General features: G+C 63.4%; 22 protein-coding genes. 5 read left to right on the top strand and 17 right to left on the bottom strand.

Annotated features, from left to right (window positions below; translation table 11 throughout):
• Positions 1–17: 17 nt before the first annotated feature.
• The 16 genes from IE071_RS09210 to rpsB form a co-directional block, all read right to left on the bottom strand.
• The gene (locus tag IE071_RS09210; protein WP_189440780.1) at positions 18–566 is read right to left on the bottom strand and encodes a TlpA family protein disulfide reductase; all 549 of its coding nucleotides are present in this window, start codon (positions 564–566) and stop codon (positions 18–20) included.
• Positions 567–662: 96 nt separating this feature from the next.
• On the bottom strand, positions 663–860 hold the full coding sequence (locus IE071_RS09205; RefSeq protein ID WP_189440779.1) for a hypothetical protein: 198 nt from the start codon (positions 858–860) through the stop codon (positions 663–665).
• Between the two features lie 223 nt (positions 861–1,083).
• Positions 1,084–1,662: a ribonuclease HII gene (gene rnhB / locus IE071_RS09200; RefSeq protein ID WP_229792814.1), complete on the bottom strand. Its 579-nt coding sequence runs from the start codon at positions 1,660–1,662 to the stop codon at positions 1,084–1,086.
• A gap of 70 nt (positions 1,663–1,732) precedes the next feature.
• The gene (gene lpxB, locus IE071_RS09195; RefSeq protein ID WP_189440777.1) at positions 1,733–2,950 is read right to left on the bottom strand and encodes a lipid-A-disaccharide synthase; all 1,218 of its coding nucleotides are present in this window, start codon (positions 2,948–2,950) and stop codon (positions 1,733–1,735) included.
• A gap of 62 nt (positions 2,951–3,012) precedes the next feature.
• Positions 3,013–3,786, bottom strand: a complete 774-nt coding sequence (gene lpxA, locus IE071_RS09190) for an acyl-ACP--UDP-N-acetylglucosamine O-acyltransferase (protein ID WP_189440776.1) — start codon at positions 3,784–3,786, stop codon at positions 3,013–3,015.
• Positions 3,783–4,256, bottom strand: a complete 474-nt coding sequence (fabZ, locus tag IE071_RS09185) for a 3-hydroxyacyl-ACP dehydratase FabZ (protein ID WP_189440775.1) — start codon at positions 4,254–4,256, stop codon at positions 3,783–3,785. The genes lpxA and fabZ overlap by 4 nt, the downstream gene beginning before the upstream one ends.
• On the bottom strand, positions 4,249–5,277 hold the full coding sequence (lpxD, locus tag IE071_RS09180; RefSeq protein WP_189440774.1) for a UDP-3-O-(3-hydroxymyristoyl)glucosamine N-acyltransferase: 1,029 nt from the start codon (positions 5,275–5,277) through the stop codon (positions 4,249–4,251). Before lpxD ends, fabZ begins: the two co-directional genes overlap by 8 nt.
• Positions 5,278–5,398: 121 nt before the next feature.
• Positions 5,399–7,816: an outer membrane protein assembly factor BamA gene (bamA, locus tag IE071_RS09175; protein ID WP_189440773.1), complete on the bottom strand. Its 2,418-nt coding sequence runs from the start codon at positions 7,814–7,816 to the stop codon at positions 5,399–5,401.
• 198 nt (positions 7,817–8,014) lie between these two features.
• Positions 8,015–9,361, bottom strand: coding sequence for an RIP metalloprotease RseP (gene rseP, locus IE071_RS09170; protein WP_189440772.1), 1,347 nt, complete (start codon positions 9,359–9,361; stop codon positions 8,015–8,017).
• Between the two features lie 36 nt (positions 9,362–9,397).
• On the bottom strand, positions 9,398–10,573 hold the full coding sequence (locus tag IE071_RS09165) for a 1-deoxy-D-xylulose-5-phosphate reductoisomerase (protein WP_189440771.1): 1,176 nt from the start codon (positions 10,571–10,573) through the stop codon (positions 9,398–9,400).
• Position 10,574: 1 nt separating this feature from the next.
• Positions 10,575–11,393, bottom strand: a complete 819-nt coding sequence (locus IE071_RS09160; protein WP_189440770.1) for a phosphatidate cytidylyltransferase — start codon at positions 11,391–11,393, stop codon at positions 10,575–10,577.
• 9 nt (positions 11,394–11,402) lie between these two features.
• Entirely contained in the window at positions 11,403–12,143 is a 741-nt protein-coding gene (gene uppS / locus IE071_RS09155; RefSeq protein WP_189440769.1) for a polyprenyl diphosphate synthase, read from the bottom strand.
• A 25-nt stretch (positions 12,144–12,168) separates the two neighbouring features.
• Positions 12,169–12,726 (bottom strand): ribosome recycling factor, encoded by a 558-nt coding sequence (gene frr / locus IE071_RS09150; protein WP_189440768.1) that lies wholly within the window; start codon positions 12,724–12,726, stop codon positions 12,169–12,171.
• Positions 12,727–12,791: 65 nt separating this feature from the next.
• On the bottom strand, positions 12,792–13,514 hold the full coding sequence (gene pyrH, locus IE071_RS09145; protein ID WP_189440767.1) for a UMP kinase: 723 nt from the start codon (positions 13,512–13,514) through the stop codon (positions 12,792–12,794).
• 214 nt (positions 13,515–13,728) lie between these two features.
• Positions 13,729–14,607, bottom strand: coding sequence for a translation elongation factor Ts (tsf, locus tag IE071_RS09140; RefSeq protein WP_189440766.1), 879 nt, complete (start codon positions 14,605–14,607; stop codon positions 13,729–13,731).
• Between the two features lie 93 nt (positions 14,608–14,700).
• Positions 14,701–15,576, bottom strand: a complete 876-nt coding sequence (gene rpsB, locus IE071_RS09135) for a 30S ribosomal protein S2 (protein ID WP_189440765.1) — start codon at positions 15,574–15,576, stop codon at positions 14,701–14,703.
• 312 nt (positions 15,577–15,888) lie between these two features.
• Here rpsB and map point away from each other — a divergent pair, with 312 nt between their 5' ends.
• The 3 genes from map to IE071_RS09120 all read left to right on the top strand — a co-directional run bounded on the left by map (position 15,889) and on the right by IE071_RS09120 (position 19,897).
• On the top strand, positions 15,889–16,653 hold the full coding sequence (map, locus tag IE071_RS09130; protein WP_189440764.1) for a type I methionyl aminopeptidase: 765 nt from the start codon (positions 15,889–15,891) through the stop codon (positions 16,651–16,653).
• A gap of 65 nt (positions 16,654–16,718) precedes the next feature.
• Positions 16,719–19,367 (top strand): [protein-PII] uridylyltransferase, encoded by a 2,649-nt coding sequence (gene glnD / locus IE071_RS09125; RefSeq protein WP_189440763.1) that lies wholly within the window; start codon positions 16,719–16,721, stop codon positions 19,365–19,367.
• An 80-nt stretch (positions 19,368–19,447) separates the two neighbouring features.
• Positions 19,448–19,897 (top strand): CopD family protein, encoded by a 450-nt coding sequence (locus IE071_RS09120; protein ID WP_189440762.1) that lies wholly within the window; start codon positions 19,448–19,450, stop codon positions 19,895–19,897.
• Between the two features lie 13 nt (positions 19,898–19,910).
• Here IE071_RS09120 and IE071_RS09115 read toward each other — a convergent pair whose 3' ends face one another.
• Positions 19,911–20,915: an NAD-dependent epimerase gene (locus IE071_RS09115; RefSeq protein ID WP_189440761.1), complete on the bottom strand. Its 1,005-nt coding sequence runs from the start codon at positions 20,913–20,915 to the stop codon at positions 19,911–19,913.
• A 253-nt stretch (positions 20,916–21,168) separates the two neighbouring features.
• Here IE071_RS09115 and thrS point away from each other — a divergent pair, with 253 nt between their 5' ends.
• Both thrS and infC read left to right on the top strand, forming a co-directional pair.
• Entirely contained in the window at positions 21,169–23,070 is a 1,902-nt protein-coding gene (thrS, locus tag IE071_RS09110) for a threonine--tRNA ligase (protein WP_189440760.1), read from the top strand.
• A 44-nt stretch (positions 23,071–23,114) separates the two neighbouring features.
• Positions 23,115–23,639: a translation initiation factor IF-3 gene (gene infC / locus IE071_RS09105; RefSeq protein ID WP_072757647.1), complete on the top strand. Its 525-nt coding sequence runs from the start codon at positions 23,115–23,117 to the stop codon at positions 23,637–23,639.
• The last annotated feature ends 105 nt before the right edge of the window (positions 23,640–23,744 follow it).

The raw sequence follows: 23,744 nt of genomic DNA, 5'->3' as shown, positions 1-23,744 counted from the left end.
TCTGGCACCCGCCGGGTTCAGTGTATTGCGACGCTCGCCGTGGCCGTCGGTTGTTCGACCAACAGGGCGTTGATCTCGCCGAGCAGGGTATCCAGCATGTCTTCGCCATAGCCGACATGGATATGCGCGATGGTGCCGTCGCGATGCAGCATCACCATCACCGGGATGCCGCTGACGCCGTAGGGTTTGCCGATCAAGCCGTCGCGGTCCCAGGTGACTAGCAGTTCTGGCAAGCTCTTGCGCAGTACGCGCGAGGTCCGCACGAAGGTGTCGCGATCCTCGCGATGATTGACGGCCACCACCTGCAGCGGCAGGCCACGCTGGGTAGCCAATGCCTGCAGCTTCGCCAGTACCGGTATTTCCTGCATACAGTACCCGCACCAGGTGGCCCAAAAACTGATCACCACGATCTTGCCGTGCAGTGAGGAAATGGTCACGTCCTGACCGCGCTGGGTGGTGCCCAACATGTCCGGCGGCGTATCGCCCGGCTTGAGTCCCGGCTTGTCGCCGGCCATTACGTTGCAACTGAGCAGCAACCCAAGCACTGCTATCGCGATTCCGCGCATGTTGTCCGTCCCCTTTGGCTCATTGCCAGCGTAGCAACATGCAGAGAGGCGAGGAAGCGTCGACTCTCACGGTCCAGGCCAATGCCGATGGCTTGTTCAACGGATGCAGAAACGCTCGTCCTCGCCGGCGGAAACTACATAGTGTTCGAGACCTTGCACCAGCAACGGATGCAGGTTGTAGTCCAGATGAGCCATCGGGATTTCGTCGACGCCGGCGACGGCGGTAGCCGACTCCCATGCAGGTGCCGTGGTCAGCGGCTTCGGGGTAATCGGGTGTGTTTGCGGATGCATCATGGCAAGACTCCTGCGATCTTGACGAACGCGTGTGAGTTCGCTGGTGAGCAGGCCGGCGGGTAGGGACGGGCCGGTGGGACTGGCGCATCCGTGCAGCGTGGGCTCCTTGAAGATAAGGATGCGCGCGCACGTGGAAAAGTTGCATAGACTAATGGCCTATGCGGATAAATCTCAGCGAGCTTCGTGATCAGGGTTGTTACGTGTGGTTATTCGCGCAGGACGATCAGAACAGTCGCGCCTGATCCAGCAGCACGCGCACTGGCGCAAAGCTGCGGCGATGCTGCACGCATGGCCCGAGCTGCTGCAATGCGCTCAGGTGCGCCGGGGTCGGATAGCCTTTGTGGATGGCAAAACCATAACCGGGATGAACAGCGTCGAGCGCCATCATCAGTCGATCCCGACTAACCTTGGCTAGGATCGAGGCGGCGCTGATCGCCGGCTCCAGCGCGTCGCCACCGACGATCGCGCGACCACGGCAGGGCAGATCCTTCGGCAGCTTGTTGCCGTCGATCAGCGCCTCATGCGCCGCCGGTGTGAGGCCGGCTACCGCGCGGCTCATGCCGGCCATGGTGGCCTGGAAAATATTCAGACGATCGATCTCCTCCGGCTCGATCAACACGATGCAATACGTCAGCGCGCGCTCGATAATTTGCGGATACAACGCTTCGCGCTTCGCCTCGCTGAGTTTCTTGGAATCGTTGAGGCCGACGATCGGGCGAGCCGGATCGAGGATCACGGCAGCTACCGCCAAGGGACCGGCCAGCGGACCCCGGCCAGCTTCGTCCACACCGGCTACAAGCATGCTGTTTGCGTTTGCCCCTTCTCCCCTGTGGGGAGAAGGTTGGGATGAGGGGCTGGTGCTCGCAAGGAACCTACCCAACGGCATGCTTCGCATCGATCAATTCGGCAATGGCCGCGGCCGCGCGATCTCCCGCGTGACCTTCCAGGCCGCCGCGCAATGCCTGATGCAACTGCTCGAATGCAGCGACGATCGCACCACGTCGCTCACTGTCGCGGAACAGCGCAAGTGTGGCGGTGGCCAGGTTCCCGGCCGTGCAGTCGTCCTGCATCAGTTCGGGCACCAGCAGGTCGCCGTCGAGACCACTAGCGCGCGCCAGGATATTGGGCAACGCATAGACATCGGTCTTCAGCATTTTCATGGCGCGGGCGATGCGGTAACTCAGTGGCGCAACGCGGTAACCCACGACCATCGGCCGCTTGGCCAGCATCGCCTCCAGCGTGGCGGTGCCGGATGCCAGCAGCACCACATCGGCAGCCAGCATGGCCTCATGCGCATGGCCGTCCAGAAGTAATGGCGCGGATTCATCGCGCGGTCCATTGCTCAGCAGTTCCTTGAGCCTGGCGTGTACCTGCGGATTGGCCGCCGGGATCACGATGCGCAACCCCGGCAATGCGGCGGCGACGCGGTTGGCGGCATCGATGAAAATCTGGCCGAGTCGCGCCACCTCGGACGGTCGACTGCCGGGCAGCACGGCCAGCACGGGCGCCTGCTGCGGCAGCTGCAGAAAGTCGCGTGCACCGACACGGTCGGACACCAGCGCGAAACGGTCGGCCAGCGGGTGGCCGACGAAGCGGGCGTCGATGCCGTGCTTGGCGTAGATCGGTGGCTCCATCGGAAACAGGCAGAGCACGCGGTGGGCACTGCGGCCGATTTTCTCCGCCCGTTTTTCGCGCCAGGCCCACACCGACGGGCTGACGTAATGCACGGTCAGCAGGCCGGCCTGTTTCAGTCGTTGTTCCACACCGAGATTGAAATCGGGTGCGTCGATGCCGATCACCACGGCGGGCTTCGCCTGCAGCAGACGCGCAACGAGTGCCTTGCGCAAGCGCAGCAGTCGGGGCAGGTGGCTGATCACCTCACTGAAGCCGAACAGCGACAGTTCGCGGATGTCGTACCAGGATTCGAAGCCCTGCGCCTGCATGCGCGCACCGCCGATGCCGACGAAACGTGCCTGCGGATAACGCTGCCGCAGCGCGATGATCAGGTCGGCGCCGAGCTGGTCGCCGGAGTCTTCGCCGGCGAGGATGGCGATCAGCGGAGCATGCATGGAGACGTCGATGTTTTGCATTTCGTCTCCTACGGAAAGTCAGAGCAAGACGCGTGTTTGATTTCCCGATAAGCGTTTCACGCTTATCGGGCGAGCGATCGCTCGCTGTGATCGAGAAACTCGAGCATGGCCCGCACGTCGTCGCTTTCCTGCGCCTGTTCGACCAGTTTTTCGCGTGCCTCGGGCAGTGACAGGCCGGCCATGTACAAGGTGCGGTAGGCACGCTTGATCGCTGCGATACGGGTGGCGTCGAAGCCACGGCGCTTCAGGCCTTCGCTGTTGATACCGCGCGGACGACCCTGCTGCTCGTTCGCCATCATCACGAACGGCGGAACGTCATGGCCGACCAGACAGCCCATGCCGATGAAGGCGTGCGCACCGACCTTGCAGAACTGATGCACGCCGGAATAGCCGGACATGATCGTCCAGTCGCCGATCTCCACATGCCCGGCCAGCGCCGAGTAGTTGGAGAACACGATGTTGTTGCCGATCTGGCAGTCGTGTGCCACGTGGACGTAGGCGAGTACCCAGTTGTCGTTGCCGATGCGGGTGATGCCGCCGCCGTCGCCGGTGCCGCGATTGATGGTGGCGAATTCGCGAATCAGGTTGCGGTCACCGATCACCAGCTCGGTACGCTCACCGGCAAATTTTTTGTCCTGCGGCGCACCACCCAGCGAGGCGAACTGGGTGATGCGATTGTCGCGGCCGATTTTCGTCGGCCCCTCGATCACCACATGCGGGCCAATCACCGTGCCATCACCGATTTCCACATCGGCGCCGATCACGCTGTAGGCGCCGATGCTGACGTTGGCGCCGATGACGGCGGAAGGGTCGATCAGCGCGGTGGGATGAATCATTTTTCCGCCCTCGCGGCACACATCAGTTCGCAGCTGGCCACTTCCTTGCCGTCGACCAGGGTTCGCGCCACGAACAGGCCCATGCCACGCACCAGGCGTTTCTGGGTGACTTCCAGGCGCAGCTGGTCACCGGGAACCACCGGCGCGCTGAAACGCGCATTGTCGATCTTGACCAGATAGAACAGCGGACTGCCGTTGTCGCCATTGAGGCGGCGACTGATCTGGGTCAGTAGCCCGGCGGTCTGCGCCATCGCCTCGACGATCAGCACGCCAGGCATGACCGGGTGGCCGGGAAAGTGGCCCTGGAAGAACGGCTCGTTGATGGTCGCGTTTTTGATCGCGACCACGCTGACATTGGGCACGATCTCGATCACGCGATCGACCAGCAGGAACGGGTAGCGATGCGGCAACAGTTCCTGGATCTGCTCGACGTTGATCGGCAACGACATGCTCGCGTTTTTCTCACTCATTGTTGCTGTCCTTCTCCAGCGCCGACAACCGGCGCGCGTACTCGTCCAGATGTTTGAAGCGTGCGGCATTCTTCCGCCATTGGCGGTTGTCCTGCAGTGGCACGCCGGAAGAATATTCACCTGGCTCGCGAATCGAATGCGTGACCAGGCTCTTGGCGGTAATGGTAACCCGGTCGGCCAGTTCCAGATGGCCCAGCACGCCGGCATTGCCGCCGATCATGCAGTAGCGGCCGATTTTTGCGCTGCCGGCCACCGCCGCACAGCCGGCCATCGCGGTATGCGCGCCGACGTATACGTTGTGGGCGATCTGGATCTGGTTGTCCAGCCGCACGTCCTCTTCCAGCACGGTGTCGTCCAGTGCGCCGCGGTCGATCGTGGTGTTCGCACCGATCTCGCAGTCGTCGCCGATGCGCACGCCGCCGAGCTGCGGCAGCTTGATCCAGTGATCCTTGTCGAACGCGAGGCCGAACCCGTCCGAGCCGATCACCGCGCCGGGGTGCACCAGCACGCGCCTGCCCAGAGTGACCCGGGTAACCAGGGTCACGCGCGCCACCAGCCGCGATTGCGCGCCGACGGTGCAGTGTTCACCGACGATGCAATGCGGACCTAGGATCACGCCGTCCTCGATCACCGCGCCGTCCTCGATCACGCAGCAGGGACCGATGCTGGCGCTGGCGCTGATCCGCGCACTGGCGGCGACCACGGCCGTGGGGTGGATACCCGACGGTGCCGCCGGCAGTCGTTCGAACAGCGCGGCGATCTGTGCGTAGGCGACGTAGGGATCTTTGGCGATCAGGGCCGAACCCGGGCAGTCGGGCAGGTTTTCCTCGCGCAGCACCACCACGCCGGCACGCGTTGCGGCCAACTGGGTGGTGTACTTGCTGTTGGAGAGGAAACTCAGCTGGCTCGGCGTGGCGCCGGCCAGCGTGCCGACGCCATCGATGACGCGCGTGCCATCGCCCTTGACCGTCAGTGCGAATCGCTCGGCCAGTGCGGCCACGGTGTGGTTGATTGCGCTCATGCTTGCTCCGGAACCTGCCAGCCATTGTAGGGGGTGACGCCGCGGCGTGCAGCGCGTCCGCTTGGCAAAAAGAAAGCGCGGCATGACCGCGCTTTCCGGGTTCCCTGGTTTTCGGATCAGCTTAGAACGTACTGCCGAAAGTGAACTGGATCCGCTCCTCGTAATGGCCGTCATCGGCCTGGGTACGGAATGGCATGGCGAAACTGATGATCAGCGGGCCGATCGGTGCCTGCCAGTGCAGCGATACACCGGTCGATGCGCGCAAGGTATTCGCACTGAAATCGCGATAGTCCTTGTAAGCGTTGCCGACGTCCACAAACCACGAAACGCGCGCGGTGTTGACATCCTTCAGGCCGGGAATGGGGATGTACAACTCGGCCGTGCCGAGCACCTTGAACGCGCCACCGATCGGTTGCGCGTAATAGCCGCCACTGCAATTGCCGCTTTTGTCTGGCGTGCTGCCGTCGATGCAGATGCGCGGACCGAGTGTGTTGTCCTGGAAGCCACGCACGTCTTTCACGCCACCGGCGTAGAAATTCTCCCAGAACGGGAAGTCCTGACGCATGTCGGTCAGGATGTGCGTGGGATCTGCGGCGGCACTGCTTGCTTTCAGCGCATCGAAAGCCGTATCGCTGATGCCATTGCTGCCGTAAGTCTTGCCGTAGCCGACCTGGCCATCCAGATACAGCACGAAGCCCTTGCCGATCGGCCAGTAGTGGTTGATCTCGGTGGAGAGCTTCCAGTACTGCACGGTCGAGCCGGGCAGGGCGACGTCGGTCGAGGCCGAAATCAGGCCGCCGCGGGTCGGCGCCCAGTAGCCGTTGCGGGTATCGTGATTCCAGCCCACCGTGCCGGTCCACGAGTGGATGGTCTTGTTGCCGATCTGGTCCTGGTAATCGAGCAGCACCTGAGGGCTGTAACCCTGGAACAGGTTGATCTTGTTGCTGCTGATGCCCAGGCCCAGACGCAGGCTGTCGGTCTCGGTGATCGGAATGCCGAGATAGCTGGAGAAGCTCTTGGCGCTGGTGGAGTAGTTCGCGAAATCGGTATTGCCGTAGTCGGTCTTCGAATAGTTGGCGCTGTAGCCGATACCGACGCCGTTCTCGGTCAGATACGGGTTGTAGTAATTCAGGCCGATACTGGTTTGATAGCTGCTGCGCTGGCCGCTGATCGAGAAGCTGTCGCCGGTGCCGAACAGGTTGTTCTGCGACACCGAGGCGTTCAGGATGATGCCGGAGTACTGCGAATAGCCGACGCCGAACTGCATGCTGCCGGCGGACTGTTCCTCGACCTTGACGCTGACGTCGACCTGGTCCTGAGTGCCCGGGACCAGCTTCTTGTCGATGTCGACCTTCTTGAAGTAACCAAGCCGCTGCAGGCGGATCTTGGAGCGGTCGATCGCTGCCTGCGAATACCAGGAACCCTCAAGTTGCCGCAGCTCGCGGCGCAGCACGGTGTCTTCGGTACGGGTATTGCCGGCGAACACCACCCGACGCACATACACGCGCTGGCCCGGCTCGACGTACATGGTCAGATCGACGGTACGCTTGTCCTTGTCCAGCTTCGGGACCGGGGTGACCTTGGCATAGGCATAGCCGATATTGGCCAGCACGGCCTTGATCGCCTTTGAGCTCGCCTCGATGGCACCGCGGTTGAAGGTCTCGCCAACCTTGACGAAGACCAGCTGGCGCATCGTCGCCTCCGGCAGGATCAGTTCGCCGAGCAGCTTGACGTCGGAAACCTTGTAGATTTCGCCTTCCTTGATGCTTGCGTCGATGTACATCGCGCGCTTGTCCGGCGCGATCGCCACCTGGGTGGAGTCGACACCGAAATCGGCGTAGCCACGATCCATGTAATACGACTGCAGTTTTTCCAGATCGCCGGAAAGCTTTTCACGCGAATATTGGTCGTCCTTCGAATACCACGACATCCAGTTGCTGGTATTGGATTCGAAACCGTCGCGGATGTCCTTGTCGGCGAACGCATGGTTGCCGAGGATGTTCAGTTCCTTGATCTTGGCCGCCTTGCCCTCGCGGATCTCGATCTCGACGGCGACGCGGTTGCGGTCCAGTTGAGTCACGTGCGGAGTGACCGACACGTTGTACTTGCCGCGGTTGTAATACTGCCGGATCAATTCCTGCTGCACGTTGTCCAGTGCCAGCCGATCGAAGGTCTCGCCTTCACTGAGGCCGATTTCCTTCAGGCCTTTCGTGAGGTCTTCGGTCTTGATGTCCTTGTTGCCGCGCAGGGTCAGCTTGGCGATCGACGGTCGCTCGACCACCTTGATCACCAGGATGTCGCCTTCGCGATCCATTTCCACATCGCTGAAGAACTTGGTCTGGTACAACGCGCGAATGGCCCGCTGGGCCTCGTCGTTGGTCAGCCGGTCGCCCTTGGCCACCGGCAGGTAGTTGTACACGGTACCGGCCGTGATGCGGCTGAGGCCGTCGATGCGGATGTCCGACACCACGAACGGGTCGAATGCAAACGCATTGGCGGAGAGGGAGGCAAGCAGGATCAGCGCGGCGATACGCTTCATCGTCGGTTCCGTTGGGTTATTTCGATGGAGCGGCCAGCGTGGCCGCCCCGATCAACGCATGAGGCAGGGACGAGCCCTGCCTCGAAAGAGAGTCCGCATTCCACCGGAGGAATGCATCGCTTGACACGCCGCCGCGCCGTACTGCGGCTGGCGCAGGCTGGCGTGTCGTCGGCATGCTGCGGTCACCGGTCATGGGTGTCACGACAGCAGCATGCGGTGGATATCGTTGTAGAACGCCAGCCCCATCAGGGTGAACAGCAATGCCAGGCCGATGTACTGGCCGACGATCATCGTCTGCTCGCTGACCGGACTGCCTTTGATCAACTCGACAAGATAATACAGTAGGTGTCCGCCATCCAGGACCGGGATCGGCAGCAGGTTGAGGATCGCCAGGCTCAGTGACACCAATGCCAGGAACTGCAGGAACCAGGGCAGGCCCATGTTCGCGGATTGATTGGCTACCGTCGCGATGCCGATGACACCGGACAGATTGTTGGTGGAAGCCTGCCCGGTAACCATCTTGCCGATCAGGTTGAAGGTCTGCGCACTATTGCGCCAGGTGGCTTGCAACGAGGCGCTCAGCGCTTTGATCGGACCGTAGCGCAAAGTGACTTGTTCGGGCCCAGGGCCATTGACGCCGATCACCCAGTTGACGGGCTGGCCTTCCAGGGATTCCCGGCGCGCATCGATGGTCAGCAGCATCGGCTTGCCATCGCGTTCGATGGCAAGCTTCAGGTGAGGCGACTTGGCTGCCTCGGCAGGCACCAGTTTCTGGAAGACGGAGTAATCGGCGACTTGCTGATCATTGACTGCCACGATGCGGTCGCCGCCCTGCATGCCAGCCAATGCGGCCGGCTTGCCTGGCATGACGGTGGCGGCGATGGCCGGCGATGGTGCCAGATCCAGACCCAGCTTTTTCAGGTATTGATCGACAGGCTGGCTGGCCGGCAGTTGATCCAGCGGCAGCACTAGCTGCCGCGTACGGCCGTCGCTGCCACGCACCGTGAGCGGCAGCGGCGCACGCCCGAGCAGGGCATTGACTACCACGTCCATCGCGTCGGTGAAGGTACCCACCGTGCGACCATCGATGCTGAGGATACGATCGCCGGGCTGGATGCCGGCCTCGGCGGCCATGCTCTGCGGTGCAGCGGTCACGATGGGTGCCACGTCCGGACGGCCGAGCATGAACATCAGCCAGAACGCGGCGATGGTGAAGATCAGATTGAAACCCGGGCCAGCGGCGACGATCGCGATACGTTTCCACACCGACTTGCCGGTGAACTCCTGGTCGCGCAAGGCGGGATCGACCTCGCCCTCGCGGGCGTCGAGCATCTTGACGTAGCCGCCCAGCGGGATCGCGGCGATCTGGTACTCGGTGCCATCGCGGCCCACGCGCTTCCAGATCGCGCTGCCAAAACCGATCGAGAAACGCAGCACTTTGACGCCACAGCGGCGTGCGACCCAGTAGTGGCCGAATTCATGAAAAGTGACCAGCACGCCAAGCGTGACCAGCAACCAGAACGCCGAGCCGAAGAAGGGAGTCATCAAGTACCGTACGGAAAAGTCATCGAAGCAAGAATATCAGCAAGCATTGCGCAGAATGCGCCGGGCCGCCTCGCGGGCGACCCGATCGCGTTCAGCAAGGGTCCCAACATCGACCACGGCTTGCGCCGGCAGTTCCGCAAGTACCGCCTCGACCACATCGGCGATCGACAGGAACGGCAGCGAGCCGGCCAGAAACGCTTCCACGGCGACCTCGTTGGCTGCATTCAGTACGGCCGGGGCGTCGCCGCCGGCGCGTAGCGCCTGGAACGCCAGTACCAGACAGCGGAAGGTGGTCAGATCCGGTGGCTCGAACTGCAATGGTGCGCAGGCGGCCAGGTTCAGCGGTGCCACGCCAGCCTCGACTCGCTCCGGCCATGCCAGCGCGTGGGCGATCGCGGTGCGCATATCCGGATTGCCGAGCTGGGCCAGCACCGAGCCGTCGACGTACTCGACCAGCGAATGGACCAGGCTCTGCGGGTGCACCAGCACGTCGATCGCCTCAGCCGGGGCGCCGAACAGGTGATGTGCCTCGATCACTTCCAGGCCCTTGTTCATCAAGGTGGCCGAATCGACCGAGATCTTGCGGCCCATCACCCAGTTCGGGTGCTTGCAGGCCTGTTCCGGCGTGATGTCGGCCAGTTCGGATCGGGTGCGACCACGGAATGGGCCACCAGAGGCGGTCAGGATCAGCCTGCGCACGCCGCTCGCGCGCAGATCCGGTCGTCCACCGGGCAGGCACTGGAAGATCGCGTTGTGTTCGGAGTCGACCGGGACCAGTGCGCCGCCGCCGGCTGCGACGGCCGCCAGCAGTAGCGGGCCGGCCATCACGATGGATTCCTTGTTGGCCAGCAACAGATGCTTGCCGGCGCGCGCCGCGGCCAGGGTGGAATCCAGTCCGGCAGCACCGACGATCGCGGCGACCACGGTGTCGCACAACTCGCCCGCAGCAGCGGCAGTCAGCGCGGCGTGGCCGCTGGCCACCGCGCAGCGAACGCCGGCGGCGGCGAGACGGCGTGCCAGTTCGGCCTCCAGCGCCGGATCAGCGATCACCGCCAGCTGCGGTCGATGCCGGATGCACAACTCGGCCAGCGCCTCGACTTGTCGGTGCGCGGTCAGCACGGTGGCGCGGAAGCGCTCCGGGTGACGCGCGATGACATCGAGCGTATTGCCACCGATCGAGCCAGTGGCGCCAAGAACGGCGACGTTCTTCATGTCAGAGGCCCAACAGCAACAGGCCGGCGGCGAACACCGGCAGCGCGGCAAACACGCTGTCCAGTCGATCCATCAGGCCGCCATGGCCGGGAATGATGGTGCCTGAGTCTTTCACCTGGGCATGCCGCTTCATCAGGCTCTCGATCAGGTCGCCGACGATCGATACAGCTACGGTAAGCAGGGCCAGCAGGGCCAGGCCAAGCAACGGCGCGCCCCGCACGTCAAGCAGCCAGCCACCGAGCAGCGTCACCACGACCCCGGCCACCAGCGCACCGTAGGCGCCGGCCCAGGTCTTGCCCGGGCTGATCTGCGGCGCCAGCTTGCGCTTGCCGAACGTGCGGCCGCTGAAATAGGCGCCGATGTCGGCAGCCCAGACAATCACCAGCGCCAGCAGGGTCCACCAGTGCCCATGGGGCTCTCGCTCATGGATGCTTATCAGCGCGATCCAGGCCGGGAACAGCACGAACGCCCCGGCCAGCAGTTTCAGCGTGCGGTTCTCTGCCGTGGGTGCGGCGCCGAACGCGAAATGGCGCAGCCACAGGCAGGCGAGCAGCCACCACGCCACGCCAGCCGCCAGCAGCACGGGTGTCGTGATGCCGGCATGTCCGTACCACAGCAGGGCGAACACGACCGCGGCAGCAACCAGCAGGCCGATCCGTGCGGACTGGTTCTTCAGTCCGCTGAGCTGGGCCCATTCCCACAACGCGGCGAGGAACGCCGCCGCGGCGATCAGCGCGAACACCGCGGTCGACGACAGCAGGATGAGCAGGATCACCAGTGGCGCGAGCACCAGGGCAGTAAGGGTGCGCTGTAGCAGCATGGAAATCCTTCAGGAAGTGGTGGCAACCTGCGCGCTGGTGCGACCGTAACGGCGCTCGCGGCGGGCATAGTCTTCGATGGCCTGACGCAGGCAAGCCTGGTCGAAGTCCGGCCACAGGGTATCGGTAAAGTACAGTTCGGCGTACGCCACCTGCCACAGCAGGAAGTTGCTGATGCGGCATTCGCCGCCGGTGCGGATGAACAGGTCCAGCGGCGGCAGTTCGGCCAGGCTCATCCACTCACCCAACCTGGCCTCATCGATCTCGTCGACGCGCAATTCACCGCGCGCCACCGCGGCGGCGGCCTGGCGGCTGGCCTGCACGATGTCCCAGCGGCCGCCGTAGCTCACCGCGATATTCACCTGCAGCTTGTCGTTGCCGGCCGTGCGGGTCATCGCGGCCTGCATGCGCTGGCGCAAGGATTCGTCGAATGCATCGAGATGGCCGATGAAGCGCAGCCGCACGCCATGACCGTGCAGTTCGTCGACTTCCTTGTCCAGCGCACGTACGAACAGGCTCATCAGGGCGCCCACCTCGTCCTGCGGCCGCAGCCAGTTTTCGCTGGAGAACGCGAACAGGGTCAGCGCCTGGATACCCTCGCGCAGGCAGGATTCGATCGTCGCGCGCACAGCCTTGCGGCCGGCGTTGTGGCCGAAACTGCGCGGGCGGTGACGGGCCCTGGCCCAGCGACCGTTGCCATCCATCACGATCGCGATATGGCGCGGAACCTGCGAAACCTGGGCCTTGGTCATGGAATGAGGAAGGATGATGGCCTCGTCAGAGCGCCATCAGCTCCTCTTCCTTGGCTTTGCACACGACGTCGACGTCCTTGACGGCCTTGTCGGTAAGCTTCTGGATCTCGTCGTCGACGCGGCTTTCGTCGTCTTCGGTAATCAGTTTTTCCTTGAGCAGGTCCTTGACCTGCTGCAGGGCGTCGCGGCGCACGTTGCGGATCGCGATCTTCGCGTTCTCGCCTTCATGGCCGACGTGCTTGGCCAGTTCCCGACGGCGCTCTTCGGTGAGCGCGGGCATGTTCAGGCGGATCACGGTGCCGGCGGTGGTCGGCGTGATGCCGATGTCGGAGGCCATCAGCGCCTTCTCGATCGGCGCCACCATGGTCTTTTCCCATGGCGTGATGATGATCGTGCGCGCATCGGACAGCGACACCGAGGCGACCTGGGTCAGCGGCATGTCAGCGCCGTAGTAGGACACCTTGATGTGATCCACCAGCGCAGTGCTGGCGCGACCAGTGCGAATACGGGTGAGGTCGTGCTTGAGCGAGTCGATGCTCTTGCCCATGCGGGTCTGGGCATCGGTTTTGATGTCATTGAGCATGTGGCGTTTCCCGGTAAATCTGCAACATTCGATTATAGCAGTGACGAACTTGGATGCCGGAACGTTCAGCCGGCGTCGACCATGGTGCCGATCGCTTCACCTTGCATGATCCGCATCAGATTGCCCGGCACGGTCATGTCGTAGATGCGCAGCGGCATCTGCTGGTCGCGGCACAGCGCGATCGCGGCAGTGTCCATCACGGCCAGCTTGCGCTCGATCACGTCGTCGTAGCCGAGCCGGTCGTAACGGGTGGCGTTGCGGTCCTTGGCTGGATCGGCGGTGTACACGCCGTCCACCTTGGTGGCCTTCAACAGCAGGTCGGCACCGATTTCCACCGCGCGCAGCGCAGCAGCGGAGTCGGTGGTGAAGAACGGATTGCCGGTGCCGGCGGCAAACAGCACGATGCGGCCCTTCTCGATATGGCGGATGGCACGACGGCGGATGTAGTCCTCGGCCACGTCGTGGATCTGGATCGCACTGGTCACGCGCGCAAAGCCGCCGCGCTTCTCGATCGCATCCTGCATCGCCAGCGCGTTCATCACGGTGGCCAGCATGCCCATGTGATCGCCGGTGACCCGATCCATGCCGGCGGCAGCGAGGCCGGCGCCGCGGAAGATGTTGCCGCCGCCGATTACGATACCGATCTGCACGCCGGTGCGCTGTACCTCGATGATTTCGTCGGCGAGCCGGCCGATCACCTTCGGATCGATGCCGTAGTCGGCGTCACCCATCAGGGCTTCACCGGAGAGCTTGAGCAGGATGCGATGGTACTTGGGCTGGTCGCTCATGGAATCTCCGGATTGTGTGTGGCAAACCGCCGTATTGTAGCGGCAGCGGGTCCCTGTCGGGAAAGCCGGTGCAGACCGTCGCTGCAATTCACTAGGCAGGGGCTTCCAGTAGTTGCTCCGGATCGCGTGTTGGCGTGAATCCGAGAAGGATTCGCCCACAAAAAAAGCCGCGGTTTCCCGCGGCTTTTCGCAGATCGATGGTCTTGCAGGCTGCTTAGCCCTGCATCGCCTTGGCCACTTCGGCCAGATAGTCTTCCTGTACCTTCTCGATGCCTTCGCCGACAGCCAGACGGGCCACCGAGATGACGTCGGCGCCTTCCTTCTTCAGCGCGTCCGCCACGGTCACATTGGTGTCGAGCACGTAGGGCTGGCCGAGCAGGGTGACTTCGGACACGATCTTGTGGATCTTGCCGGCGATGATCTTCTCCAGGATGTCGGCCGGCTTGGCCTTTTCCTTGTCGGACATCAGGCTCAGCGCGATCTCTTTTTCCTTGGCCAGGAACTCGGCCGGTACGTCCTCGGCGCGGATATGCGCCGGGTTCATCGCGGCGACATGCATCGCGACACCCTTGGCCAGCTCCTCGGAGCCACCCTTGAGCGCCACCAGCACGCCGATGCGGCCGCCGTGGATGTAGCTGCCGATCACGCCGTTGCTCTCAACGCGGGCCATGCGGCGCACGTCGATCTTCTCGCCGATGGTGGCGATCAGGGCCTTGGCGGCTTCCTCGACATTGCTGGCGCCCGGGTAGGCGGCAGCCTTCAGCGCGTCGATGTCGGTGGCGCCGGAGTTCAGCGCGACGTCGGCGACGGCATCGCTGAACTTCAGGAAGCTGGCATCTTTGCCGACGAAGTCGGTCTCGCAATTGATTTCGACCAGCACGGCCTTGCCCGGAGCCTGGGCGGCCACGATGCGGCCTTCTGCGGCGACGCGGCTGGCCTTCTTGTCGGCTTTGGCCAGGCCGGATTTGCGCAGCCATTCCATCGCGGTTTCGATGTCGCCGTTGTTCTCGACCAGCGCCTTCTTGCATTCCATCATGCCGGCGCCGGACCGCTCACGCAGATCCTTGACCAGTTGTGCGGAAATATTGCTCATCGGTAGTCCTCTAATGCTTTGATGGCGCCGCGGCAAGGCATGCCGCGGCGCGTTATCGCTGATTGATCCGGTGCCGAAGCGCCGTGGCCAGGCTTACTTGGCGGGGGCGCCGTCGTTGCGCGAACCACGACCGCCATCACGACCGCCATCACGGCGCGGGGCGCCAGCGCTCTTCTTGGGAGCTGCATCGCGACGCGGGGCCGGCTTGCGATCGATCTTGGCGACCGGGTTGCCTTCTTCGTCCAGTTCGACGAAGTCGTTCGCGTCGCCCTGGGCGGCAGCCGGCGCGGCGGCCTTGCCTTCCAGGATCGAGTCGGCGGCGGCGCGGGCGTACAGCTGGATCGCGCGGATCGCGTCGTCATTGCCCGGGATGGCGTAGTCGACCAGTTCCGGGTTGTAGTTGGTGTCGACCACGGCGATCACCGGGATGCCGAGCTTCTTGGCTTCCTGCACGGCGATGTCTTCGTGGCCGATATCGATCACGAACAGCGCGTCGGGCAGGCGGTTCATGTCCTTGATGCCGCCCAGCGAGGCCTGCAGCTTGTCGCGCTCACGGCGACGGGCCAGCACTTCGTGCTTGACCAGCTTCTCGAACGAACCGTCGGTCTCGGCTGCTTCCAGCTCCTTCAGGCGCGAAACGGACTGCTTCACGGTGCGGAAGTTGGTCAGCATGCCGCCGAGCCAGCGCGAGGTGACGAACGGCATGCCGGCGCGTGCGGCCTCTTCAGCCAACGGCTCGCGGGCCGAACGCTTGGTGCCGACGAACAGCACGGTGCCGCGCTTCTGCGCCAGGCCCGACAGGAAATTCATCGCGTCGGTGAACAGCGGCAGGGTCTTTTCGAGATTGATGATGTGGATCTTGCCGCGGGCGCCGAAGATGTACGGAGCCATCTTGGGGTTCCAGTAACGGGTCTGGTGACCGAAATGGACGCCGGCTTCGAGCATCTGACGCATGGTGACTTGTGCCATGGGTGTAACTCCTTGCAATGGTCCTTGAAGGACCTGGGGGTTGGGACCTCCACGCATCCCCGGCTTCGACCGCGACTTGCCCGATTTTGTTGGTGGGCGTGCCGCAGCACCCCGAAGGCGGTGCCGATACGTGTGTGGCGTTGGTTGGGTGTTGTACCGCGGGGCGGTTACAATCCCGGTTCGCTTTGCGCTGCAACGATCATCAAAACGATCGTGTCAGGTCAGCAAAACTCCGAAATTATAGCCGGTCCGCCGGCGCAGCGGCAAGTTGCTGGATTTTCTGGGCTTCTGTCGCCACATGAAGTGGAATCCATGGCCATTACCCTGAAATCCCCCGAAGACCTCGAAGGCATGCGTGTTGCCGGCAAGCTGGCGGCCGAAGTGCTGGCCATGCTGAAGGAGCACGTCAAGCCCGGTGTCACCACCGAGGAGCTGGACCGGCTCGCCTACGAGCACATCGTCAACGTGCAGAAGGCGATTCCGGCCAACGTCGGCTACCACGGCTTTCCGAAAACCCTGTGCACCTCGGTCAACCATGTGATCTGCCATGGCATTCCGAACGAGGGCAAGGTGCTCAAGGACGGCGACATCGTCAACCTCGACGTCACCGTGATCAAGGATGGCTGGCACGGCGACACCAGCCGCATGTACATCGCCGGCACGCCGTCGGTGCTGGCCAAGCGGCTGGTCGACACCGCATTCGAGGCGATGATGCGCGGCATTCAGGCTGTGCGTCCCGGCGCCACCTTGGGTGATGTCGGTCATGCGATCCAGCAGCATGCCGAGGCGGCCGGTTTTTCGGTGGTGCGCGAATACTGTGGCCACGGTATCGGCAAGGTCTATCACGACGAGCCGCAGGTGCTGCATTACGGCAAGCCCGGTACCGGTGTCGAATTGAAGAAGGGCATGACCTTCACCATCGAGCCGATGATCAATGCCGGCAAGCCGCAGACCAAGCAGCTGCCGGATGGCTGGACTGTGGTGACCAAGGATCATTCGCTGTCGGCGCAGTGGGAGCACACCATTGCGGTGACCGACGACGGCTACGAGATCCTCACGGCATGGCCGGACGCCTGATGTAGAGGCGGCCAGTTGCCGCCTCCCTAGCAAGTCGCCAGGTGCTCACGGAGTTCCGTCCCGCCATGTCGCCGACACCAAGCCTCGTTGCCTTGCCGCCGCTGCCGCGCCTGCCTGTGGCAGTGCCGCGTTCCGGCGTTTCCGTCGAAGCGCGCCGCGCGTTGCGACAACTGCTTGGCGATGTCGATCGCGTGCTGGCCACGGCGTTTCGTGATGGTGCCGATGCCAGCGCGCTGGCGCGGCGACGTGGTGAGTTGGTTCAGCGGGTGGTGGCGCATGTATGGATGGCCTGCCTCGGCGAAGTCAGCGAGACGACGCTGTTCGCGATCGGCGGCTTTGGTCGCGGCCTGCTGTTTCCGTATTCCGACGTGGACTTGCTGGCGCTGGTGAGAGCGCCCGAGCCGGCCCGACTGCGCGCGCTGGAGCAGTTCTTCGCCACCTTGTGGGATATCGGCCTGAAGGTCGGCCATGCCGTGCGCGATCCGGCGCAATGCCGCGCGCTGGCGGCACAGGACGCCAGCGTGTTCACCAGTCTGCTGGATGCGCGACGGCTGGCTGGCGATCCGGCATTCGATGCCCAATTGCGCGCCATCGTGGACGATCCCGCGTTGTGGCCGCCACAGGAATATCTGACCGCACGGCTGGCCGAGCGCGATGCCCGGCACGCCCGTTACGACGACACGGCCTACAACCTCGAACCGAACCTCAAGGATGGTCCCGGCGGCTTGCGCACGCTCGACTCGTTGCGCTGGATGGCGCGGCGACTGGCGCATGTGGACGACCTGCCCGGCATGGTGGCCGAAAATCTGCTCGATCCGGCCGAACTGGCCACGCTGGAGCAGTCTGAAGCCACCTTGCGACGTTATCGCTATGCGTTGCATCTGGAAGCCGGCCGACCGGAGGAGCGACTGCTGTTCGACTACCAGCGTGCGCTGGCCACCCGGTTGGGCTTCGAGGACGAGCATGAAAAAAATCTCGGCGTCGAGCAGTTCATGCAGGGTTATTACCGTGCGGCCAGCCAGGTCGAGCGGCTCGGCGTGCAGGTGGCCGAGCGTTTTGTGGAAATGCTGGAGACGCCGGGCGAGGCCCAGCCGGTCGGGGCCGAGTTCCTGCGCTATGGCTCGCGGCTGGCGGCGCGCGATCCGCAGTTGTTCATGCGGCGGCCGGCCGCGCTGGTGGAGATTTTCATCGCGCGGTTGGATCAGCCCGGCGTAGTCGGCTTCAGCGCCGACACGATGCGGCGCATCCATCAGGCTACGGCCGTGCATGGTGGCAAGCTGGCCGATGACGACGACGTGCTGGCGGTCTTCCTGCAACTGCTGCGGCGTGGAGCGCCGGCGGTGGATGCGTTGTGGCGGATGAATCGGCACGGCCTGCTGGCGGCGATCCTGCCTGCGTTCGGCAAGGTGTTCGGGCGCATGCAATACGACTTGTTCCATGTCTACACGGTCGACGAACACACCTTGCGCGTGTTGCGCAACATGGCACGCTTTGCCGATACGGCGGCACGGCATGAGTTCCCGCTGGGCTGCGAAATCTGGGCCAGTCTGCCCAAGCCCGAAGTGCTGTTGCTGGCGGCGCTGTTCCATGACATCGCGAAAGGTCGTGGCGGCGATCATTCGGTGCTGGGCGAGCAGGATGCGCGTGCGTTCTGCGCGCGGCTGGGTCTGCCGCCGGGCGATGTCGAGCGGGTAGCCTGGCTGGTGCGCTGGCATTTGCTGATGAGTACCACCGCGCAGCGTCAGGACATCACCGATCCGGACGTGGTGCACCGGTTTGCCGAACTGGTCGGCGAGCGCGAGCGGCTCGGTCAGCTGTACTTGCTGACCATCGCGGACATCATCGGCACCAGTCCGCGACTGTGGAACGGCTGGAAGGATCGACTGCTGTCCGACCTGTGCGTAGCCACCCGTTATGCCTTGCGCAGCGATGTGGAGCTGCCGAGGGATATCGGCGTGCGTGTGCACGAATGCTCCGAATATGCGCTGGCGCTACTGATGAACGAAGGCTACGCCGAGGCCGACGTGGTACGGATCTGGGCCGACTTCCCGCAGCTCAGCTTCCTGCGCCACCGGCCCGAGCAGATCGCCTGGCAGACCAGTGCCATTCTGCGTGCGAACGGGGCGGTGCCCTTGGTCGCCGTGCATCCACTGTCGGTGCGCGGCAGCACCGAGCTGTTTATCTACACGCCTGATCGCGATGGTCTGTTCGCTACCGTTACGGCAGTGCTGGATCGTTTGCGCTTTTCGGTGATGGAGGCGCGCATCCTCAGCTCGCCGACCGGGATGGCATTGGATACGTTCCTGCTGCTGGATGCGGACAGCCAGCAACCGGTGAGCACGGCGCGCGCAGAAGAGCTCCAGCAAAGACTGCAGCGTGCGTTGACGCAATCCGCCGGCGTGCAGCCGAGCAAACGCGGCATGTCGCGTCATCAGAAGCATTTCCAGATGACGCCGCAGATCAGTTTCCATGCCGCCGGTGATCGAACTCAGCTCGCGCTGGTCGGTGCGGATCGTCCCGGCCTGCTGGCCGCGGTGGCGCAGATCATGCTCCAGGCCGAAGTGCGCGTGCATGACGCACGCATCGCGACGTTTGGCGAGCGCGTGGAGGACTTCTTCCAGTTGACCGATCGGCACAATGCACCGCTCGATGCGGCACAGCAGGAGCATCTGTTGCAGGCGCTGCTGGAGCGAATTGGGCCGGTGAGGGACTGAACGCCGCAGCGTCGCTGCGATCCGTCGGGTGCGCGTTATCATCGGACCGCTGCACACCGCGGTGGCCACATATCTTCGTCATGACCTATCTGTTGATCAAATCGTTGCACCTGCTGTTCGTCATCGCCTGGATGGCCACGGTGTTCTATCTGCCGCGGATCCTGGTGAATCTGGCCGAGACGGCGAACGAGCCGGCAGTACAGGCACGGCTGCAGCTGATGGGGCGACGGTTGTACAAGTTCGGCCACAACATGTTCGGCCTCGCGTTCGTGTTCGGGTTGACGCTGTGGCAGGGCTGGCGAGTGTTTCCCGCCACATTGCCGAACATGACGGCAGGCACGCACTGGATCGACGCCAAGCTCACCCTGGTCGCCGTGCTGCTCGCGTATTTCATCGGGTGCGGCCGTCTGCTCAAGCGCAAGGCCGCGGGCGGTGTGTTGCCGTCGTCGCGGGCATTGCGCTGGCTCAACGAGCTGCCGGTGCTGTTGCTGCTTGCGGTGATCTTTCTGGTGATCGCCAAGCCATTCTGAGGCTGGCTCAACGCTACCCGTAATAGTTGCGATACCACGCCACGAATTTTTCCACGCCTTGCTCGATGGGCGTGCCTGGTGCGTAACCGACATCGCGGCGCAGCGCGGAGACATCCGCCCAGGTGTCGGGCACGTCGCCGGGTTGCATCGGCAGCAGGCGTTTCTCGACGCTGCGGCCCAGGTGCTGCTCCAGCAGTTCGATGAAGCGCATCAGCTGCACAGGCTGGTCGTTGCCGATGTTGTAGACGCGATACGGCGCGTTCGATGTACCCGGATTCGGCAACTCTGGGTTGTAGTCCGGATCGGGCGCGGCCGGGTGATCGAGTGCGCGGATCACGCCTTCGACAATATCGTCGATATAGGTGAAGTCACGGCTGTGGTTGCCGTGGTTGAACACGTCGATCGGTTCGCCGCGGCTGATCCGGTCGGCGAACAGGATCGGCGACATGTCCGGCCGACCCCAGGGTCCGTACACGGTGAAGAAGCGCAGACCGGTGGTGGGCAGGCCGTATAGATGGCTATAGGTATGCGCCATCAGCTCGTTCGCCTTCTTGCTGGCGGCGTACAGGCTGACCGGATGATCGACCGCATCCTCCACCGCGAATGGCAGTTTGCGGTTGGCCCCGTAGACCGAGCTGGATGAGGCGTAGACCAGATGCTCGATGCGACCATGCCGGCAGGCTTCGAGAATGTTGACGAAACCGACCAGATTGCTCTGCACGTAGGCGCGTGGATTCTGCAGTGAGTAGCGTACGCCAGCCTGCGCGGCGAGGTTCACTACCCGCTGTGGCATGAATGTGGCGAACGCATGATCCACTGCGGCGGCGTCGGCCAGGTCGGCGCGCTGATGGGTGTAATTCGGATGATCGACAAATTGTGCGAGCCGGGCTTCCTTCAGCGCCGGGTCGTAGTAATCGTTGTGGTTGTCGAAGCCGTAGACTTCATCGCCGCGAGCCAGCAGGCGCTGCGCCAAGGCGGCGCCGACAAAGCCGGCGGTGCCGGTAACCAGAATGCGCATGGACGGTCCTCGGATAATGGCCCTCATTCTATCGCTGACGGCCTGTCTGCATGGCCGCATAGGCGAGGATTGACAGCCGATTTGAGCTAAACTAGCGTTTCGACATCATCCACAAGACCTAAGGTGGCCCGCGCTCTGCGCCAGCCGAGTGTGCGACATGGCAACTACACGTTTCCACTGCTGATCCCTCCACGCCTTGGTATTTTTCAAAGAAGGGCGGATGCCCTTTTTTGCTTTTCAGAGAATGGTTCCCATGATTGAGATCACGCTACCCGACGGCAGCAAGCGGCCGTTCGATCACTCCGTTACCGTGCAGGACGTGGCCGCCTCGATTGGCGCCGGTCTGGCCAAGGCAACCTTGGCCGGCAAGGTCGACGGCCAGCTGGTGGATGCCAGCTTCCCGATCGAGCACGACGCCAGCCTGCAGATCGTCACCGACAAGAGTCCCGAGGCGCTGGAAATCCTGCGCCACTCCACCGCGCATCTGATGGGGCAGGCCGTGCAGCGGCTGTATCCGGGGGCGCAGGTCACGATCGGTCCGGTGATCGACAACGGCTTCTTCTACGACTTCGCCTATGAGCGCCCATTCACGCCGGACGATCTGCCGAAGATCGAGGCGGAGATGGAAAAGATCGTCGCCGAGCAGTTGCCGGTGACGCGCAGCGTGAAGTCGCGCAACGAAGCAGTAGCGTTCTTCCGCGGTATGGGAGAGAACTACAAGGCCGAGATCATCGAGTCGATTCCGTCCGATGAGCCGCTGTCGCTGTATTCGCAGGGCGAATTCACCGACCTGTGCCGCGGTCCGCACGTGCCGAACACCGGCAAGCTGCGCGCGTTCAAGCTGATGAAGGTGGCCGGCGCCTATTGGCGCGGCGATTCCAACAACGCGATGCTGACCCGCATCTACGGCACCGCATGGTTGAACGACAAGGATCTGAAGGCTTACCTGCTTCAGCTCGAAGAGGCCGAGAAGCGTGATCACCGCAAGATCGGCAAGCAGCTCGACCTGTTCCACCAGCAGGAGGAAAGCCCGGGCATGGTGTTCTGGCACCCGAACGGCTGGGCGATCTGGCAGGCCGTGGAGCAGTACATGCGCGGTGTCTACAAGCGCAGCGGCTACCAGGAAGTGCGCTGCCCGCAGGTGTTGGACGTGTCGTTGTGGAAGAAGTCCGGGCACTGGGACAACTACGCCGAGAACATGTTCTTCACCGAGTCGGAAAAGCACACCTACGCGCTGAAGCCGATGAACTGTCCCGGCCATGTGCAGGTGTTCAACACCGGCCTGCACAGCTACCGCGAGTTGCCGATCCGCTACGGCGAATTCGGGGGTTGCCACCGCAACGAGCCGTCTGGCGCGTTGCACGGCATCATGCGCGTGCGTGCGTTCACCCAGGACGACGGCCACATCTTCTGTACGGCTGAGCAAATCGAGTCGGAGGTCACCGCGTTCCACCGCCAGGCGATGCAGGTCTACGCGGATTTCGGTTTCGAGGACGTCGGCCTGAAGATCGCGCTGCGCCCGGACAAGCGCATCGGCGACGACGCGGTGTGGGATCGCGCGGAGGCGGCTTTGCGTGCGGCGTTGTCCGCCGCCGGCGTCGCCTGGGAGGAGTTGCCGGGTGAGGGCGCGTTCTACGGCCCGAAGATCGAGTACCACATGAAGGATTCGATCGGCCGGGCCTGGCAGGTCGGCACCATGCAGGTCGATTTCATGATGCCCGAGCGCCTGGGCGCCGAATACGTGGACGAACACTCGCAGAAACAGCATCCAGTGATGCTGCATCGGGCCATCGTGGGCTCGATGGAGCGTTTCATCGGCATCCTGATCGAACACCACGCCGGCCTGCTGCCGCCTTGGCTGGCTCCGATACAGGCGGTGGTACTCAATATCACCGATGCACAGGCCGATTACGTCAGCCAAGTGACGCAAACCCTTGTCGACAAAGGTTTCCGGGTACAATCGGATTTGCGCAACGAGAAAGTCGGCTATAAAATCCGCGAGCATACGATGCAGAAAGTGCCTTATCTCCTCGTGGTCGGTGACCGCGAGAAAGAGACGGGTGCGGTTTCCGTGCGTACCCGCTCGGGCGAGGATCTGGGCAGCATGCCGCTGGCCGATTTCGTTGAGCGACTGGTGACCGAAACCCGGCGCTGAGCGCCGATCGGTCAGTTTCATTACTTCTTCTGGAGGATCGTGGTATCGCTACCACCGACAACAAGGGCAACCGTCGTAACCTGGAAATCCGCGTTCCGCGGGTTCGTGTGATTGGTGCCGAGGCAGAACAGCTCGGTATCCTGACCCGTGACGAGGCACTCGCGCTGGCGCAGGAAGCCGGCATGGATCTGGTCGAGATCCAGCCGAACGGCGACCCACCGGTCTGCCGCATCATGGATTACGGCAAGTTCAAGTTCGAAGCCCAGAAGAAGGCGCAGGCCGCCAAGAAGAAGCAGAAGCAGGTCGAGATCAAGGAAGTGAAGTTCCGTCCGGTCACGGACGTGGGCGACTACCAGATCAAGCTGCGCAACATGCTTCGCTTCCTCGAGGAAGGCGACAAGGTCAAGGTCACCATCCGCTTCCGTGGCCGCGAGATGTCGCATCAGGATCTGGGCCAGAACCTGGCCAAGAAGATCCAGGAAGACGTCGGCGAGAACGGCCAGATCGAGTCGTTCCCGCGGCTCGAAGGGCGCCAGATGGTCATGATGATCGGCCCCAAGAAGAAGTAGTCAAGACCAACGGCGACCCATCGGTCGCCGTTTTCTTGCCGATATCCGCGCAGCTGGTATCCGGCACATTTAGTCCGTATAATCGCCGGTTCGACCCGCAGGAAG

Origin of the sequence: Rhodanobacter panaciterrae, assembly GCF_014651895.1 — a bacterium.
GTDB classification, from domain to species: Bacteria; Pseudomonadota; Gammaproteobacteria; order Xanthomonadales; family Rhodanobacteraceae; genus Rhodanobacter; species Rhodanobacter panaciterrae.
Note: the sequence above shows the minus strand (reverse complement) of the source record. Positions and strands in the feature narration are given on the sequence as shown.

Coding starts and splice junctions, on each gene's coding strand:
- IE071_RS09210 (WP_189440780.1), bottom strand. CDS start 566: ATGCGCGGAATCGCGATAGCAGTGCTTGGGTTGCTGCTCAGTTGCAAC.
- IE071_RS09205 (WP_189440779.1), bottom strand. CDS start 860: ATGATGCATCCGCAAACACACCCGATTACCCCGAAGCCGCTGACCACG.
- rnhB (WP_229792814.1), bottom strand. CDS start 1,662: ATGCTTGTAGCCGGTGTGGACGAAGCTGGCCGGGGTCCGCTGGCCGGT.
- lpxB (WP_189440777.1), bottom strand. CDS start 2,950: ATGCAAAACATCGACGTCTCCATGCATGCTCCGCTGATCGCCATCCTC.
- lpxA (WP_189440776.1), bottom strand. CDS start 3,786: ATGATTCATCCCACCGCGCTGATCGACCCTTCCGCCGTCATCGGCGCC.
- fabZ (WP_189440775.1), bottom strand. CDS start 4,256: ATGAGTGAGAAAAACGCGAGCATGTCGTTGCCGATCAACGTCGAGCAG.
- lpxD (WP_189440774.1), bottom strand. CDS start 5,277: ATGAGCGCAATCAACCACACCGTGGCCGCACTGGCCGAGCGATTCGCA.
- bamA (WP_189440773.1), bottom strand. CDS start 7,816: ATGAAGCGTATCGCCGCGCTGATCCTGCTTGCCTCCCTCTCCGCCAAT.
- rseP (WP_189440772.1), bottom strand. CDS start 9,361: ATGACTCCCTTCTTCGGCTCGGCGTTCTGGTTGCTGGTCACGCTTGGC.
- IE071_RS09165 (WP_189440771.1), bottom strand. CDS start 10,573: ATGAAGAACGTCGCCGTTCTTGGCGCCACTGGCTCGATCGGTGGCAAT.
- IE071_RS09160 (WP_189440770.1), bottom strand. CDS start 11,393: ATGCTGCTACAGCGCACCCTTACTGCCCTGGTGCTCGCGCCACTGGTG.
- uppS (WP_189440769.1), bottom strand. CDS start 12,143: ATGACCAAGGCCCAGGTTTCGCAGGTTCCGCGCCATATCGCGATCGTG.
- frr (WP_189440768.1), bottom strand. CDS start 12,726: ATGCTCAATGACATCAAAACCGATGCCCAGACCCGCATGGGCAAGAGC.
- pyrH (WP_189440767.1), bottom strand. CDS start 13,514: ATGAGCGACCAGCCCAAGTACCATCGCATCCTGCTCAAGCTCTCCGGT.
- tsf (WP_189440766.1), bottom strand. CDS start 14,607: ATGAGCAATATTTCCGCACAACTGGTCAAGGATCTGCGTGAGCGGTCC.
- rpsB (WP_189440765.1), bottom strand. CDS start 15,576: ATGGCACAAGTCACCATGCGTCAGATGCTCGAAGCCGGCGTCCATTTC.
- map (WP_189440764.1), top strand. CDS start 15,889: ATGGCCATTACCCTGAAATCCCCCGAAGACCTCGAAGGCATGCGTGTT.
- glnD (WP_189440763.1), top strand. CDS start 16,719: ATGTCGCCGACACCAAGCCTCGTTGCCTTGCCGCCGCTGCCGCGCCTG.
- IE071_RS09120 (WP_189440762.1), top strand. CDS start 19,448: ATGACCTATCTGTTGATCAAATCGTTGCACCTGCTGTTCGTCATCGCC.
- IE071_RS09115 (WP_189440761.1), bottom strand. CDS start 20,915: ATGCGCATTCTGGTTACCGGCACCGCCGGCTTTGTCGGCGCCGCCTTG.
- thrS (WP_189440760.1), top strand. CDS start 21,169: ATGATTGAGATCACGCTACCCGACGGCAGCAAGCGGCCGTTCGATCAC.